Origin of the sequence: Streptomyces sp. NPDC003077 (assembly GCF_040611095.1) — a bacterium.
Lineage (GTDB): Bacteria > Actinomycetota > Actinomycetes > Streptomycetales > Streptomycetaceae > Streptomyces.
In genome coordinates, this window is record NZ_JBEXNM010000022.1 from 86,477 (window position 1) to 102,477 (window position 16,001).

The window sequence follows — 16,001 nt, forward strand, 5'->3', positions numbered from 1 at the left end:
GGGGGCGGGTGGGGTGTTTCGCCGTGCGCGTAGTGCGGGGTGGGGCGGTCGGGCGGAAGGCGTTGATGGGTCGGACGGGCCGCGTCGGTCGATCGGGCCGACAGACAGCACCGGTCAATCAGGCAGACCGTGCCTCATGGGAGTGAGGACCGGTCGGACGGGCCGCAACATTCGATCACGCCACCCGCGCCAACGGATTGACGAACGGCCTCGGCCGGAGATGCAGGAGCACGCAGCCCAGCAGGAACAGCGCCGCCGCCTCGGCCGCGCCCCAGTAGGACGTCGCCTCGTGGATCGGCCACGCCCAGGGCTGGGCGCCCCCGCCCGGCCGGTGCCCCGCCGCCGCGCACACGAGCGGCAGCGCCGCGACGCAGACGGACGCGATCCCGGCGCCCAGCAGAGGCCGCACCACGAGCGCCGTTCCGAGGAACCCGACGCTATTGCGGGCCAGCTCCAGCGCCTCGGGCCGGTCCAGCACCAGATGGACGAGGACTGCCGACAGCACCCAGAACGCCGCGAACGCGAGGCACAGCACGATGTTGCGCCGTCCCGCGCCCCGCACGGCGACGTACTCGGCGCTGGCGTCGCCCCGTTCCATCCCGTGCAGCAGCAGGACGGCGGGGAGCATCCCGAGGACCTGCGCCACCAACAGCCGGCCGGCGGTCCCCACGATGGACGGTACGGGGATCGCCGAGTCCCGGGCCAGGACGGCGGCGAGGAGGGCCACCAGCGAGGCGACCAGGACGGCCGGTACGCCCTTGGTCTTCAGCCACCAGGTCACGCCGTCTCCCCTGCGGTCCGGCGGGGCGCCGCCGACGGGACGGGAGCGGGCTGGGTGGTGCAGTCCTGGAGGGCCTTACTGTTGTGGCGGTACCACGCCAGTTGTTGCTCCCGGGAGGCTTGCCGGACCTTGACGGCCGTCGCCGCGTCCTGTCGGCCGTAATGGGTCGCCGCCGTCTCCTCGTCCGCTCCGGCGGTGAGCAGCAGCCACGAGCCCACGGGTCCGGAGGCGTCGATCCCCGGATGCGAACCCGCCTCCGCACAGCGCGGCGGCTCCATCGGCATCAGGGCCTCCCCGACCGCGTCGCGTACGAGGTCCGGGGTCGGCCGCGCCCCGACGCCGATGAAGAGCGAGCCGGGTTCCGGGGCGCTGCTCATGGTGATGACACCGGGCACGGACAGGCCCGCCTGCCGGAGCCGCCGCCATGCCTCGGACGCGTTCTGCCGGATCATGGTGATCTCGTCCACCGCCTCGGGCCACACGCACAAGCGGGGCGCGTTCCCCGAGCAGACGAGTTGGTCGGCGGCGCGGGGAGTCGCCGGTTCGGCAGGCAGCCCGTAGGCGAGCCGACCGCTGCCCACCAGCCCCGTCGCCAGCAGCGCCAGGCACACGATGCCGCGCGTGAGGAGGCGCGACGACGCGGCGATGGCGACGGACGCGGCGGCGATGACGCCCAGCGCCAGCACGGCGGCGCTGGCCGCCGCCCGCCAGTCGAAGGTCTCGTCCAGCGCACAGCACGAGGACGTGCCACCGGCCACCATGTGGCGGAGCCACAAGGGCTCGAACGCCGCCGGATAGGCGATCAGCACGAAACTCAGAATGAGGGCCAAGGGCGCGGCGACGACCAAGGGCAGGTACCTGCCGAAAAGCGACCCGGCCATGCCGTGCGCGATGAAGATGAGCATCCATACCGGCACGATGCCGAGGGGCGGGAAACCCGTGCGGGGTTGTGTCGCGGAAATGGTGACCGCCATGGCGACGGCCATGCCCACCATCCCGAGCACGAATACCGGGAGTAATAAGGGAAGGGTGATGCCGAGCCGGGAACGCGCCGGGGCCCACACTCCCACCTGTCCCCGGGAAAGCCTCGACGCTTCCCACGCCCCGGCCGCGGCGCACGCGGGGGCCACGAAAGGGAGAGCGAAACCGGCGGCGCCCAGAGCGCCGGCCCAATACCCGTCACTCGCGTGAGCGGTCATGTCGTCCCGGAGGAGAAGGGCGATGAATCCGGCGAGGAGCGGTGCCAGCCATGTCGCCGAGGACGAACGCAGAACGGTACGCCATCGCACGGCTCACGCCTCCTGGGAAATGAGCTGCGTATAGGCGCCCTCGGCCCGTCGTCCCCCGGGGACGTCCGGCCCGGCCAGGGAAAGGAATCCCGCGGTGTCGCCGTCGAAGCGGACCCGCCCCTGGTCGAGGACGATGACGCGTTCGTACATCTCGTCCAGGTCCTCGGTCTGGTGGGTCGATACGACGACGTGGACGTCGGCCAGCAGGTCCGTCACCAGGTCGCGGAAGACCTTTCGCTGGGACGGGTCCAGACCGGCCGTGGGTTCGTCGAGGAGGACGATCTCGCTGCGATGGACGAGCGTCCCCGCGATTCCCATGCGCCGGAGTTGTCCACCGGAGAGTTGATGGCTCTTGCGGTCCGCCAGGCTCGCGAGTTTCACGCGCTCCAGCGCCGGAGCCGATTGGTCCCATGCCTCGGTGCGCGACATCCCTTTGAGCCAGCCGATATACGCCACGTTCTCCCGCACGGTCAATCCCGGCATGGGCTTGACGTGCTGCGGTAACCAGCCAACCGCCCTTCGATAACGCGCCAGTTGGGATTTGCGATGGGTTTCCATGCCCCGCCAGCTCACCGACCCATCGGTCGGCGCGAGCCACGACGAGGCGATGCTCAACAGCGTGCTCTTTCCCGCGCCGTTCGGGCCGAGCAACACGGTGGCCCGTTGGCCGATTTCCAGACTGAGCCGGTCGAGAACCGGGACCTTCCTGCCGTATCGGCTGTATTGGCCGTACTGGCCATATTGGAAGGAGCATTCGTTGAAGAGCAGAGACATGGCTTCCTTGGTGGGTGGTCGGTCGTTCGGGTTTTCGCGACCGTACGGAGCACCGAGGTTCGTCCGGGTGGAATCCGGCCCGGATCGGGGCTCTGCCGTCGATCGGGAGCTCGCCCTGCCAGGTTTGGTGTTTGGTGAGCCCGTCTGACCAGACCCTCGGATGCCCGTCGTCGGTTCCCCGAATTCCGGACACCGAATTCGGCCATTCCCTTCCGACCGGGGTACTGCCGACCGGGGTACTGCCGGCCGTGGTCCCGACATGGCAGCGTCGGCCGTAGGGTGCCCGATCCGGACGCCCTACGGCCGACGGCCTGGCCGGTGTCGCTGTGCCTGGCGTCGCCGTGCCTACCTGCTGTTACCTGCTGTTACCTGCTGTCGAAGCTCCAGCGTTGGTCGTTGCCAACCGGGTTGCTGCACGTGAACTGGACGACCTTTTCCCCGGCGGCCGGTTCGTGGATCTTCTCGTCGAAGACGTCGACGCACAGCCCCGCTCCGGAGATCAGCTGGTAGCCCTTGCCCGAGGCGACGGCTCTCCAGAGCTGGTTGCGTCCGTTATGGCAGTCGTACTGGATGAGTTCGGCATTCGCCTCGCTGGAGTCGCCCCGGACGTCGAGGCACTTGCGGCTGTGGACGTTGCGGAGCTCGAACTGCGAACCCCCCTTGGGCACTGCCAGCCAGAGCTGGTCATTCGCGCCCGTGTAGTGCTGCACATTGACCCCCGCCCTGTTGTCCGTGGTGGAACCGGCGACGTCCAGTACGAGGTCGGGGCTGGAGGTGAGGCGGACGGCCACGCCCCGGTGGGGAGGAACGGGTATCGGGTCGGTCTCGGCGGCGGCCGAAGGAGCCAGGACTGCCGCACCGGCCAGCAGACCACCGGCCGCCGCGACCACCGCACTCAGCCGCGCCGCCGCACCGTGGCGGGACAGGAACTGGGACATGACGTTCTCCTTGGTTGTCTTTCCTTGGTTGTCTTTCCTTGGTTGTCGAAGTTCTCGGAGTTCTCGAAGCCCTGCGAGTCCTCGGAGTCCTCAAAGTTTTCGGAGTGTTCAGAGCGCTCGGAGTTCTCGGAGTGTTCGGAGCACTCGGAGTTCTCGGGGTTCTCGGGGTTCTCGGATTCTTTTGCTTTCTGCTTCGGGGGCCGTGGAACGCGTTCCGTACGAGGCCACCGGACCCGGTCCGCACGCGGAGGCGTCCGCGCCGCACCACCGGTACCCCCACCTCTCACTGCTATGTGCACAGGAATCGCCATCGCCGTCACTGTCCGTAGCCACGCGAAACGGTGCTTGGCTCCCGGCAGGCGGCTTGTGTCCGAGCAGGAGGACGTGGGGTGGCGAGCCCTGGCTCCGCCACCCCACGTCAATCCGTGGCGCCCGCGGCCCTTCAGTCCGTGCCGGCAGCCCGTCGGCGGGGCACGGCGGGCCGGTCCGTGGGATGGGTGGCGTTCTTGCCGCTGTTGCAGGCGCGGTGGGCGGCGCGCATGTTGCCGCGCACGTGGTGGCCGCCCAGCGCCAGCGGCATGTGGTGGTCGACCGTCGCCGCGAGCGGCGTCAAGCAGTCGACGTCCTGCGGGATGCGCTCCCCGCAGAGTTCGCAGCGCCAGTCGGCGGCCTCCAGGACGTCCAGCGGATCGACGTCCTCGAACCATGTTCCGGGCAGCGCCCGCGACTCCGCGCCTTTGCGGAAGCCGCTGATGCGGGCCGCCGGGCTCCTGGTGACGTAGGCCGGTACGACCGTGCGGGCCGGGCGGCACGCGATGCCGCAGTAGTCGTCGACGTTGGACGGGTCCAGGGGCGCACCGCAGCCCGCACAGTGGCGCTCCACCCAGGCGGCGTGCGCCGTCTCGGCGAGCCGCTTGTTCAGACGCCGCAGGAAGGGGCTGGTCATGCGGCTCCGTACGGTCCGCGCCCGGCGGCGTGCCGGCCGCAGTCGCAGCGACGGCCGCGCAGAGCGATGCCGAACTCGCTCGGCGGCGGCAGCCGGACGGTGACGCCGAACCCGTCCCCCGTCAGGACGCAGGTGCCGCCGAAGGCCTCGTTCAGCCGGTCGAAGGCGGTGTCGGCGGTGGACGGGTCCGTGACGCGGACGATGCGTTTGCTCTGCACCGTGTGCCCGATGCCGTCGAGCGCCTCGGCGACCTGTTCCTCGACCTGGCCGAGGTAGTCGATCTCGCACATGGCCTGGGGCTTCCCCTTGGGCAGCAGGGACCGGACGGCCCGCGCCGCGGCGTCCGACGCCGCACGGTGCCGCAGGGCCTCCCGGGCGGTGTCGGCGGCGTTGAGCATGTCCACGGCGACGGCGGTCGTGAAGCGGTCCGCCGATTCACGGGCGATGCCGACCCAGCGGTCGAGTTCGTAGGCCCCGTGGTCGTCGGGGCGCTGTCGTACGGCCGCCGCGGCCCGGGCCCGCAACCGGACGGCCGCGGCCCGCAGGGTTGCTTCCTCGTCGGACGAGAGGGGACCTGGCGGCGGATCGGCTGCGGGCGCGGCTGCCTGTGTCCTGGTGGCTTCCGGCGTGGTGGCTTCCGGCGTGGCTGCCTCTGGCCTGGTGGCTTCCGGCCTGGAGGCGCGCTGTCGGAGGGTGCGTAGTGCGGCCAGGGTGAGGCCGCAGTCTTCCGCCGCCGCGGTTTCCAGGGCCTCGATGGCGGCCATGGGGTCGTCCGCCTGGTGGGGTTCGGCCCGTGTCGTCCGGTCCGGCCGAGCGGCAGCGGTCGCTGCGGGTGACGGCCACAGGTCGGCGCCCCAGGTCTGCTTTCTCCGGGTGACGTCGACGAAGTAGGCGGGGTCGGGGGCCTCCAGGGCCGCTTCGACGATGTCCCGTTCGGCGTCGGTGAGCAGCGACGAGGACGCCGCGCGGCGCAGACGTTCCCCGCGTGCGGTGCGGCCCGGCACATGGTCCGTCGCCGCCGCTATCGGCACCAGCCCGTACAGGGCTTCCCGTGGCAGGGCGTCGAAGAGCGTAGGCCGCCCACCGGAGTGCGGCGCGGCGGTGCTCCGACGGGCGATGCGCGAGACGTCGCGGAGCGCGTGCCGGAAGAAGAGCACGGCCGTCCACGCGGCTTCGTCACGGAGCCGGACGCCCCGCGCCCGCGGCATGTGCCGCATGAGCTCGTACAGCCGGTCGGACTCGTACAGCAGGTGACGGACGACGCCCACGGGCCCCAGGCGAACCGGCGCGACGTGGCGGTGGTCGGTGCCGCCACCCCCGAGCGTCTCCCCGTCCGGCTCCCCGTCCCTTTCCTCGTCCGGCTCCTCGTTTGCCGCCTCGTTCGCCTCCCTGGTCGTCGCCTCGTTCGTCTCTCCGGTCGTCGCCTCGTCGTTTGTCGCCTCGTGGAGGCGCAGCCATGTCGTGAGGGCGTTCCGGGTGGCGGTGTGAGTGGCTTGCGCTTCGGCGCGCGGGGTCTCTCGTGTGGCCGTCAGGTGGTGCACGATGGCGGTGAGCGACGCGTACGGCGGTGGCGCGTCTCCGCGGATAGTGGTTGTACTCAGCATCGAGCAGGAAGTTTGCCAGGGTCTGTCGGCGTGTTCCGGCTGAGGTCCCTATCCGGGTGGGGGCGGTGGCGGCTGACGGGTCGGCAGTCGCTGCCGCTCCCACCTGGTGTTTGTCGTCAGGTCGGGCTCGTTCGCTACTCCTGGCGGTCGTCCGTCTCCCGCCACTGCTCGAATTCGTCCGGGGTGCGGACGCCTCCGTCGAGGACCGCCCGGTAGACCGCGAAGCTGCGCACATCACGGCCGTACCGCCCGCTCCGGACGAGGTGCCGTTTGATGCGCAGGATCGCGATCCGGGCCTCCTGTGTGAGCCGCGGTGGCAGGGAGCGCAGGTGGGCGAGGTCGGGTTGGCGCTCGGGTTCGTCCACGAACCAGATGTCGAGGTTCCACTCGCCCTGCGGCCCGTCCGCTCCGTCGTCTGCCGACGCGCCTTGTGGTGCGTTTCCGTCCGGCGCGCCTTGAGGTGCGTCCTCGTTTCGCGCGTTCTCTGGTGCGCCCTCATTGCGCGCACCTTCTGGTGCGTCCTCGTTGCGCGCACCTTCTGGTGCGTCGTCCGCCCGGTACAGCACGCGGAGGTAGAGGCCGTCCGGGTATGCCGTCGGCTCGGCGTTCCACCGGCCGGTGTCGTTCCGGAACGTGACCTCCCTGACGCGGGGGTGCCCGCCCAACTCCGCGCCGAGCCGGAGGACGGCCTGCCTGGCCACGGCGTCCAGCCGCGCGCAGACGACCGTGATGTCGATGTCGCGTACCGCCATCAACCCCAGAGCCGAGCTACCGGTACGGACCGGGTCACCCAAGGCCCGCAACGTTCGGTCGAGTCCCAGCGCGGAGACGACGGCATTGGCTTCGCTTTGCAAGGCGTCCTGCGCTGACAGCAGGTCGTCCTGCGGTGAGGCGGATGGTTTTTTCGAGGTTGCCGCGTATCCGGCCTGAGACATCAAAAGTCGCTTTCCTTCCGTACATTTCCTCGGCTTCGTTCGCTGTGCTGTTGCCTGCCTCGCGAGGGATCAGAGTGCGCGGTGGTCGTTCGCACCCAGGTCGATGGTGCGCACAGCGTCCGTGGTGAAGCTCAGGGCAGTGTCGCTCGTGGGTTCCTGACGAGGCCAGGCCGGGAGACGCGGATCGAGTGTGCTGGGCGTGCCGGGTGTACCAGGGGTGCCAGGGCTGTCAGATGTGCCAGGGGTGCCGTTGGGATCGCCGGTCGCGACGAGCCGGGGCCAGTACCCGATGAGCCGTGCGGCGAGGGTCCGCCGGTCCGCGATCAGCGATCAGCGGTCAGCAGTCAGCGGTCAGCGGGGGATCAGCCGGGAAGTCGAAGAGGTAGGGCACTGGGGAATTCGAGGTGTTCGTCCTGGGTGTTGCCTTGCAGGAGCGGAACGGTCCCGACCGGCCGGTGCGGTCATCGGGGAGCAGACGCTCATCGCGTCGACGGACTCTCCGGCCGGGGTGATCCGGCGGGGATCGCCGCCGAAGCGGGCGGTGTTGGCCCGGACCCAGCGCAGGGCGGCCAGTTGGTCCTGGCGGTCCAAGTCGCCGTTCCGGCCGAGCCGGGGGTGGGGGACGAATCCGAAGACGCCCAGCCGGTAGTTGACCGTGACCACGATCATTCTCCCGGCCCTCACCAGCCTCGCCGGGTCATGGATCAGGGCGACGGGTGATCCGAGTAATCGCGGCATCGGTCGCCGGATGTTCGCCGCTGTCACTTACGCCGCCCGAGCGCCTTCGCCTGGTCGTGCGACCAGCCGGCCGTCAGGGCGCCGATGACGGTGACCACGATGTAAGCCGTCAGCACGGCCGGGAACCCTCCGGGGAACCAGCCGAGCAGTCCGGTGTTGTCGTGGTCGACCAGGAGCCGGATCGCCCCCTGCGCGCCGAGAACGGTCAGGACTGCGCCGATGATCTGCAGAACATCGAACTTCATAATGGCCATGCCTTTCAGGACGGTGCTGGACGGTACTCGTCGAACGCGGTGCTCGTGGAACGCGGTGCTTGCGGCACCTGGTGCTTGCGGCACCTGGTGTTTGTCGAAGCCGTGCTGGTCAGGGCGCCGGCAAGGACGGGGAAGGAGAACGACGCCGGCGGAGGCCACCCGAAGGCGGAAGTGAAGCGGCAACGCGAACGAGAGCGCGCTGCCGTGAGCCGGCCGACTCTCGGCAATGCACTTGCATTGTATTAATCTGCCGTCGCCGACGCAATGCGATCGCATTGCAAACATTGGAGGAGTGCATGCCGAAGGTCGTGGACCACGCAGACCGCAGAAGGCGTCTGACGGAAGCCGTGTGGACGCTGACGATCCGCGACGGGCTCGAAGGCGTCACGCTGCGCAAGGTCGCGACCGAGGCCGGTGTCTCGATGGGCCAGGTCCAGCACTACTACGGCACGATGCAGGAGCTGGTCAGGGACGCCATGCTGCGCGCCGTCAACGCCGTCAACGCCAGGATCGAGGCGTCCCTACAGGCGGCCGGCACCACGGACGCCGAGGCCGCGCTGCGCGCCTGCCTCCAGGCGATGCTCGCCCGCGACGAGGAAGGTGCCCGGCTGCTCCGCCTGGGCGTGGCCACCCTCAGCCGCTCCATCACCGATCCGGACATGGCCAGGGTTCTCGACCCGGGCGATGACGACGAGCTGCTGTCGTTCACGTCCACTCTCATCGCCGCCGCCCGCGAGGCACGCGGCGCTGCGCCCGGCGGGGACCACCTGATCGAGGCGGACATCTGCTGGACCCTCGCCGCCAGCCTCGGCGTCGACGTCATGCGCGGGGCGCGGTCTCCCGAGGACGCCCAGAAAGTCCTGGATCACTACCTCGACAGCATTCTGGGGTGAGCGGCGCGCCGGCCGGACCACGGGAAGAGCCGGTGCCGCACCGGTGCGATGCTGCTGTGCGCGCCCGGCTCGAAGCCCTACCCCCCAAGGCCACCAGCGCGAGCCCGGCCCGAGTCCGGGGCGAGTGCGGGGCGAGCCCACCAGCGCGAGTCCGGCGCGCGCCCGGCCCGAGCCCGGCGCGAGCCCGGCGCGCGCCCGGCGCGCGCCCGGCGCGAGCCCGGCCCGAGCCCGGCCTGAGTCCGGGGCGAGCCCACCAGCCCGAGCCCGGCCCGAGCCCGGCCCGAGCCCGCACGCCACGCCGCGCCGAACCTGCCGGTCGGTCACACGGCCCCGAGATCCGGGGCGAGCCGCATCGGCCGCATCGCGGAAGGAGCCGGTGCGCTCACGCCTCGCGGCCTCGATGCCGGGACACACCTCACCCCTGCTGCCCCGCGTCCCGGGCCAATAGGGCGGCCTGGACCCGGTTGGTCACCTCCAGGGTGGTGAGGATGCGGCTGACGTGGGCTTTCACGGTGCTCTCGCGCATACCGAGCCCCTCGGCGATGTCGGCGTTCGTCGCGCCTTCGGCGAGCAGGGCCAGGACGTCCCGCTCGCGGGGGGTGAGGCGGTCGATCCGGGCCCGGGCGGCGGTGGCCTGGGGACCGGCCGTGCGGTGGTAGCGGTCGATCAGACGGCGGGCGGCCGTGGGGTGGAGCATGGCGGAGCCGGCGGCCACCACGTGGACGGCCCGCAGGATGTCGGCCGGGTCGGTGTCCTTGAGCAGGAAGCCGTCGGCGCCGGCGGCGAGCGCGTCGTACACGTAGGCGTCGAGGTCGAAGGTGGTCAGTGTGATCACCTTCGGCGGGTGCGGCAGGGCCCGCAGGCGGGCGGTGGCGGCGATGCCGTCCATGCGCGGCATCCGTACGTCGACCAGGGCCACGTCGACACGGTGCGCGATGGCCCGTTCGATGGCCTGGAGGCCGTCGGCGGCCTGGGCGACGACCTCGATCCCGTCGTCCCCGTCGAGCAGGTCGGCGAGCCCGAGGCGGACGAGTGCGTCGTCATCGACGATCATGGCGCGGATCACGTGCGGGGACCATTCTGCTGAGGGGATGCCGGGAGGGGAGGGCCGGATGCGGGAGCCGCTTTTCGTTCCGGGGGCCGCGCATCGGGCCCGTTTTCGTTCCGTTGGATGGAGGGGCCGCACTGCAAGCCAAAGGGACCGTCCTGCTGGACAGAGGGGTCGCCCAATCGGTCGGAGAGACCGCCCTGTTGGACAGAGGAGCTGCCCTACCGGTCACAGAGACCGCCCTACCGGTCAGAGAGGCCACCCTACCGATCAAACGGACCGCCCTACTGGACAGCAAGGTCGCCCTACTGGCCGGATGAACCACCCCGCCGGTCTCTTGGCCCGTCATGCGGAGGAACGATTCTGCTGATGGCCGACCGGGGGATGAGGAATGCGGGCGGACACTCTCCAGGCGCCATCGTCGTGGGAGCCCGCGCGCAGTTCGCCGCCCAGTGCCTGGACCCGCTCCCTGAGGCCGACCAGGCCGAAGCCGGACGGCACCGGGTCCCCGGGGCGGGCCGCGGCGGCGTTGGTGACGTCCACGAGGGTTTCGGGCGGCCCGTAACGGATCCTGACGTGCACCGGCGCGGCGGGCGCGTGCTTGCGCGCGTTGGTCAGCGCCTCCTGGACCAAGCGGAAGACCGCGAGCCGGTGGACCGCGGGAGCCCGTTCCGGGTGGCCGTCGAGGTCCACCTCGACGCGTTGACCGGCGGCGCGGGCCTGCTCGACCAGCTCGTCCACCTCCCGGAGGGCGGGGTCGGTGGACGCGCCCGCCGGAGAGCGATCCGGGTCGCGCAGCGCGCCCAGCACGTCGCGCAGGTCGGCGAGCGCCTCGGTGGAGGCGGTGCGCAGCAGGCCGACGCGCTCGGCGACCGGCTCCGGCAGTTTGTCCTTGCGCGTGGTCAGCACGCCGGTGTGCAGAGCGATCAGGCTGAGCCGGTGGGCCAGGACGTCGTGCATCTCGGCGGCGACGGCGGCCCGCTCGGCGAGCCGCGCCGCCCGTTCACGCAGTTCGCGTTCGACGCGCAGGTGCTCCACCTGCGAGGCCAGCGCGTCGACCAGACGGCGTCGGTTACCCGCCCACAGCCCGAGCACCACGGCCGAAGCAGGCAGCATGACCGGGCCGTAGGAGCGCGTGCTCCACAGGACCATCGCCGGGTCCACCAGGGCGTTCAGGAGCAGTGCCACCACCGCGCCGCCGGCTGCCTCCCAGGTGCGGCCACGGGCGGCCAGATGGAAGAGGGCCACCAGGAACGGCGCGGTCAGGTGCCACCCGCCGGCCGCGATCACCGTCACGGCGGCGACCGCGAGCGGCCACCGCCGCCGCGCCGCCACGGACAAGCCGGCGACCAGGGCCACGGCGATGGTCGGGTCGAGGAGGGCGCCACCGGCCGAGACGCTGGCTTCCTGCACCGACAGGACGGTCACCAGCGCCACCAGCGCCACCTCGGCCACCCGCCGCAACCACGGGGACCCGGCCCAGCGGGAACTGATGTACGTGCTCACCCGCCCACCCTAAGCAGCCCACCCACCGTTCCGGATCCGACGACCGTCAGCACTACCCCCTACTTTCGTCGGGGGTAGCCGTCGTACAAGGACGGATTTCCGCGTCACGCGCCGTCCCTAGCGTCGCCGGTATGAACCACTCGACCCCCTCCCACCACCGCTTTTCCGATCGGCGCGACGCCGAGAGCCGGGCCGCCGAGGGCCGGGCCGCCGAGAGCCGAGCCGCCCAGAGCCGAGCCGCCCAGAGCCGAGCCGCCCAGAGCCGGGCCGGCTGGGCGTTCCTCGTCGAATCGCTGCGGGACATGCGCACCACCGGCGCCGTCGCACCCAGCGGTCGGCAACTGGCCCGCGCGCTCGCCGAACCGCTGCGCGCCCGGGGCGGCGCCGCCCTGACCGTCCTGGAGGCGGGCCCCGGCACCGGTTCCGTCACCCGCGCCCTCATCCCCGCGCTGGGCCCCGGCAGTCACCTGGACGCCGTCGAGCCCAATCCCCGCTTCGCGGCCCGCCTGCGCCACCTGGTCCAGAGCGATCCCGGAACGGTCGGGACGGGAGGACCGCAGGTTCGCGACCGAGGCCAGGCCGGGACCGGGGCCGAGTCCGAGACCGGGGTCGAGACCGAGACCGAGTCACACTGTCCGGCTCGGCCCCGCAACCAAATCCACGTCCGCGTCCACGACCCCCAAATCACCATTCACGTCCACGAGACCTTCGTCGAGCGTCTGGATACCGACCGTCGCTACGACGTCATCGTCTCCGGCCTGCCGTTCACCAACTTCACCCCCGAACAGGTCGAGCTGATCATGGAGCGGTACCTGGAGCTGCTGCGCCCCGGCGGCACGCTCACCTACTTCGCCTACCTCGGGACCAGCCGCGCCCGCCGCCTGCTGGCCTCCCGCTCGGAGGTGGCCCGGCACCTCGCCGTCGAACGGCTGCTGGCCCGCTACCAGTGCCGTCACGCCACCGGCCACCGGACCATATGGGGCAACGTGCCCCCGGCCAGGGTCTGGCAACTGCGCGCCCCTCACCCTTCCGCCGCACCCCACCCGTTGCGGGCCGAGGCCGGAGCGAACCGGTGAACGCCCTGGTCGGCCTCCTCGGCCACGTTCCCGTCCCGGTCGCCTACGCGTTGCTGACGGGCGCGGTGCTGGCCGAGTCCCTGCTGCTGATCGGCGCGTTCGTCCCCACCCTGTCCCTGCTCCTCACCGCCGGCGCCCTCGCCCGCGCCGACATCCTCCACCTGCCCTCCGTCATCGCCCTGGCCGCGGCGGCCGTGGTCGCCGGGGACGCGCTCGCCCACCGCACCGGGTGGCTCCTCGGCGACCGCCTGCGCACCAACCGTCTCGGCCGCCGCATCCCCGCCGCCGCCTGGCGGCGCGCCACGGCCCTGATGGCCTCGCGCGGCGGTCAGGCCGTCCTCGTCTGCCGCTTCCTCCCCGTCATCCGCACCCTGACCCCCCACCTCGCCGGCGCCACCCGCGTCCCCTACCGCCGCGTCGCCCCGTACAGCGCGACCGCCGCGCTCCTGTGGGCGAGCGCGGAGGCCGGCACCGGGTACCTGGCCGCCGCGTCCGTCGAACGCGTCATCGCCGTAGGGGGTACGACGATGGCGGTGGGAGCGTCGGCGGCGTTGGTGGCCGGGTTGTCGTGGCTCGGGATACGGCGGCACCGGCGACGACGTCGGCATACGGCGCTGACGATGACGCCGGCGGACGTGCCGGGCCACGCGTCGACCACCCGCGTCAGCGCGCGCGTCAGCACACCGGTCTCGGACCCCGTGAGCTCGCCGCGTGACGAGGTGCCGTGTCTTCGGCGTGCGGGTTCGGCTGCTGATTGCTGACGGTCGCCGGTAACGGTGGTGCCCCAGCGCGGGTCGATGCGGCCCAGCCATGCGTCTTGCCTGTCGGCTTGGCTGTGGGATCGCCTGTCGGCTTGGCTGTCGGCCAGTGGTCGCTCCACGGGAAACGGGAGGAACCGGCAGGCGAAGACGAGCCCGGCATCGTCACCGTCGCCGCTGACGTGGTGCTCCCACGCCTCGGGGGTGTCCGCGGGCACGCGGAGGTGAAAGAAGCTGGTTCGCCGTGGCTGCCCCGTGTCGGGGTGAGGCCTGTCCTCCACCGCGATCCGCCGGACCACGGTGGCTGTCAGCAGGCCGGTCTCCTCGGCGGTCTCCCGAAGAACCGCTTCTTCCAGTCCTTCGCCTGATGTGACCCCTCCAGGGGCACGAGAGGCGGACGACGGGCGCCCGACCAGCGGATTCCGAGGCGGAGAGCGCACAGCCGAGGGGATCAGTCCGGCAGGCGGTCGAGGAGCCAGGTGCACAGTTCCTCGGTGGCGGCGGCGTGCCCGGTGGTGGCGGAGGAGCACAGGAAGTCGTCGAGCTCGCTTTCGCTCGGGTCGAGGGCGTTGATGTCGGTGTAGAGGTCCTGGTTGTCGTCGAGGTCGCGGATGGCTACGGCGCTGACGGAGGGCACGAAGCAGACCTCTTCGTGGCGCAGGTCCACCTCGGCGCCCTTCTCCCGCAGCGCGTCGGCGAGGATGCCGAAGGAAGCCAGGGTGCCGCCGGGGGCGCCGTCGAGTTCGGGGAAGTCGTCGGTGGTGATGGTCCTCTGGGCCCAGGGCAGGCGGCGCTTGAGTTCGGCGACGACGGCGTTGTGGCCCTGGGCCTGGGCGTAGAAGGTGGTGCCGGGGAAGATCTTGCGCACCACCAGGGTGACGTCCCCGGGAGGGATGGCCAGGCCGGTGCCGTCACCGCGCCCGTTGGCGACTCCGAACCGTTGCGGGATGCGGGGCCAGCCGCCGATCTCGTGGAGGTGCCGCAGGAACTCGGTGCGTTCGGGTGCGACGCCGGTCTTACGGGTCGTCGGGTCGTAGTGGCGCCAGAGCATCTGCCGGGCGGCGGGGCTGTTCATCTGGCGGGCGAAGTCGTTCTTGCCCGGGATGAAGTGGGAGAACGCCTGGAGACCGATGGGGACGACGGCGCCGCGGTGGGGGCTGTCGTAGGAGAAGTACACGGCGGTCTCGTGGTCGGTGCGCCGGCTCTCCATGCGGGTCAGCGCGTAGCGGGTCACCAGGCCGCCCATGCTGAAGCCGCCGACGACCAGCCGGGCGCTGCCGATCCGCTCGGTGACGGCACGGCGGATGCAGGCGGTGGCGGTCCGGGCGTTGTCGAGGAGAGAGGCGGAGCGTTCGCCGTAGCCGAGGAGGATCACGTCCCGGCCGCGGCGGCGCAACTCGGTCAGGAACGGGAAGTCGCGGTTCAGGGCGGCGTAGAGCCAGGTCAGGTCGCTGGGGCCGAGGCTGAAGCCGTCAGCCATGATCACGGGGCGGACGATGCCCTGGTTGCCTTCGCCACGGAAGACATGGGCGGTACCGCCCGGCAGCGTCCAGACATCGTCCGGCTCCGGTACCGGGTAGGGCAGGGGGACGGGGGCGGCGTCCAGGGGGCCTGCGAGGGTGAACGCGCCGACGTACTGTTCGGGGTTTCCACCTGGTTGGGACACGGTTCCTCCTTCGGAGACTGATGTGGCGGTGCGATGCGAAGGCTGCGGACCGGCGGGCCACCGCCCGTGCGGGGCCTCGGAGGCCGCTGCGGGGATGCGCGCCACCGGGCGGGACAAGGCGCCCGTTGGGCGGCGCGTCGGTGGGCACGCCCGGGTGTTCCGCTGGGTGCCGGGTGCCGGGTGCCGGGTGCCGGGTGGGTGTGTCAGTCGATGTCCGGGGCGGACGAGTACGAGCGAGTACGGACGAGTACGAACGAATGCCGCCAAGTACCGACGAGTAACGGGCCGTTGACGTCGCCGGAGTGCTGACGTCGGAGTGCTGCTGGCTGGGTGCTGCTGTCGGAGTGCTGCTGGCAGGGGGCTGGTGTCGGAGTGCTGGTGTCGGCCACCCTCCTTGTCCGCATCGACGCCGCCCCGACTCACGGCGAAAACGGCACCGCGGCCCCACAGACCGCGGCAGCCGGACTCGGCCCGCGACGCCCCTCGGGCGACGCGCATGTCGTCTCAGCCAATCAAGCGCAACGCGCGTCCGAAAACACCATGTTTGCCATGAAACCCTCCGTATGACGCAATCGCTGCACTATTGTCCAGAGGAAACGCAGGCCGGGCGCGCCGAGGCTCCCCGTGCAGGTTGACCGGCCTGTTCTGTGCCACAGGGTGGCCCTCTATCCAGTCCCCGGCGGCGCGGAGGATGCCGGACTCCTCGTCTCCGGTGGAGGGGACGCAAGCCTCCGTCGCCGGACGAGAAACGATGGTCGGTCGTGATCGCCTACGTGATCACGTGGTCGCGGCTGG

General features: G+C 71.3%; 15 protein-coding genes and 1 pseudogene. 3 read left to right on the top strand and 13 right to left on the bottom strand.

Features of this window, described 5'->3' with window-relative positions; genetic code table 11:
• Positions 1-175 precede the first annotated feature (175 nt).
• From ABZX96_RS17370 to ABZX96_RS17410, 9 genes are all read right to left on the bottom strand, one after another.
• The gene (locus ABZX96_RS17370) at positions 176-781 is read right to left on the bottom strand and encodes a hypothetical protein (RefSeq protein ID WP_355544945.1); all 606 of its coding nucleotides are present in this window, start codon (positions 779-781) and stop codon (positions 176-178) included.
• Positions 778-1,767, bottom strand: a complete 990-nt coding sequence (locus ABZX96_RS17375; RefSeq protein WP_355544948.1) for a hypothetical protein — start codon at positions 1,765-1,767, stop codon at positions 778-780. The genes ABZX96_RS17370 and ABZX96_RS17375 overlap by 4 nt, the downstream gene beginning before the upstream one ends.
• Before the next feature lie 306 nt (positions 1,768-2,073).
• Positions 2,074-2,844: an ATP-binding cassette domain-containing protein gene (locus ABZX96_RS17380; protein ID WP_355544951.1), complete on the bottom strand. Its 771-nt coding sequence runs from the start codon at positions 2,842-2,844 to the stop codon at positions 2,074-2,076.
• Positions 2,845-3,209: 365 nt separating this feature from the next.
• Positions 3,210-3,782 (bottom strand): RICIN domain-containing protein, encoded by a 573-nt coding sequence (locus ABZX96_RS17385; protein ID WP_355544954.1) that lies wholly within the window; start codon positions 3,780-3,782, stop codon positions 3,210-3,212.
• Between the two features lie 442 nt (positions 3,783-4,224).
• Positions 4,225-4,728, bottom strand: a complete 504-nt coding sequence (locus ABZX96_RS17390) for an HNH endonuclease (RefSeq protein WP_355544957.1) — start codon at positions 4,726-4,728, stop codon at positions 4,225-4,227.
• Positions 4,725-6,332: a hypothetical protein gene (locus ABZX96_RS17395; protein WP_355544960.1), complete on the bottom strand. Its 1,608-nt coding sequence runs from the start codon at positions 6,330-6,332 to the stop codon at positions 4,725-4,727. Before ABZX96_RS17395 ends, ABZX96_RS17390 begins: the two co-directional genes overlap by 4 nt.
• A gap of 134 nt (positions 6,333-6,466) precedes the next feature.
• Positions 6,467-7,267, bottom strand: a complete 801-nt coding sequence (locus ABZX96_RS17400; protein ID WP_355544963.1) for a hypothetical protein — start codon at positions 7,265-7,267, stop codon at positions 6,467-6,469.
• A gap of 351 nt (positions 7,268-7,618) precedes the next feature.
• Positions 7,619-8,005 carry a carboxylesterase family protein gene (locus tag ABZX96_RS17405; protein ID WP_355544966.1) on the bottom strand — a complete coding sequence of 129 codons (387 nt, stop codon included), beginning with the start codon at positions 8,003-8,005 and terminating at the stop codon, positions 7,619-7,621.
• 23 nt (positions 8,006-8,028) lie between these two features.
• Entirely contained in the window at positions 8,029-8,250 is a 222-nt protein-coding gene (locus ABZX96_RS17410) for a hypothetical protein (RefSeq protein WP_355544969.1), read from the bottom strand.
• Between the two features lie 305 nt (positions 8,251-8,555).
• Between ABZX96_RS17410 and ABZX96_RS17415 the strand changes: the two genes are divergently transcribed.
• Positions 8,556-9,152 (top strand): TetR family transcriptional regulator C-terminal domain-containing protein, encoded by a 597-nt coding sequence (locus ABZX96_RS17415; protein ID WP_355544972.1) that lies wholly within the window; start codon positions 8,556-8,558, stop codon positions 9,150-9,152.
• Positions 9,153-9,567: 415 nt separating this feature from the next.
• On the opposite strand, the gene ABZX96_RS17420 is transcribed toward ABZX96_RS17415, so the two are convergent.
• Both ABZX96_RS17420 and ABZX96_RS17425 read right to left on the bottom strand, forming a co-directional pair.
• Positions 9,568-10,218, bottom strand: a complete 651-nt coding sequence (locus tag ABZX96_RS17420) for a response regulator transcription factor (RefSeq protein ID WP_355544975.1) — start codon at positions 10,216-10,218, stop codon at positions 9,568-9,570.
• Positions 10,219-10,545: 327 nt separating this feature from the next.
• A complete protein-coding gene (locus ABZX96_RS17425) occupies positions 10,546-11,706 on the bottom strand; it encodes a histidine kinase (RefSeq protein ID WP_355544978.1) in 1,161 nt (386 codons plus the stop codon).
• Between the two features lie 302 nt (positions 11,707-12,008).
• Here ABZX96_RS17425 and ABZX96_RS17430 point away from each other — a divergent pair, with 302 nt between their 5' ends.
• Positions 12,009-12,782: a translation initiation factor IF-2 gene (locus tag ABZX96_RS17430; RefSeq protein WP_355545031.1), complete on the top strand. Its 774-nt coding sequence runs from the start codon at positions 12,009-12,011 to the stop codon at positions 12,780-12,782.
• A complete protein-coding gene (locus tag ABZX96_RS17435) occupies positions 12,779-13,543 on the top strand; it encodes a DedA family protein (protein ID WP_355544981.1) in 765 nt (254 codons plus the stop codon). The genes ABZX96_RS17430 and ABZX96_RS17435 overlap by 4 nt, the downstream gene beginning before the upstream one ends.
• A 203-nt stretch (positions 13,544-13,746) precedes the next feature.
• Here the strand turns inward: ABZX96_RS17435 and ABZX96_RS17440 are convergent.
• Positions 13,747-14,070 (bottom strand): annotated as a pseudogene (locus ABZX96_RS17440) (NUDIX domain-containing protein); the annotation flags it as partial.
• Positions 13,992-15,206: a hypothetical protein gene (locus tag ABZX96_RS17445; protein ID WP_355544984.1), complete on the bottom strand. Its 1,215-nt coding sequence runs from the start codon at positions 15,204-15,206 to the stop codon at positions 13,992-13,994. The gene ABZX96_RS17445 and the pseudogene ABZX96_RS17440, both read right to left, overlap by 79 nt.
• Between the last annotated feature and the right edge of the window lie 795 nt (positions 15,207-16,001).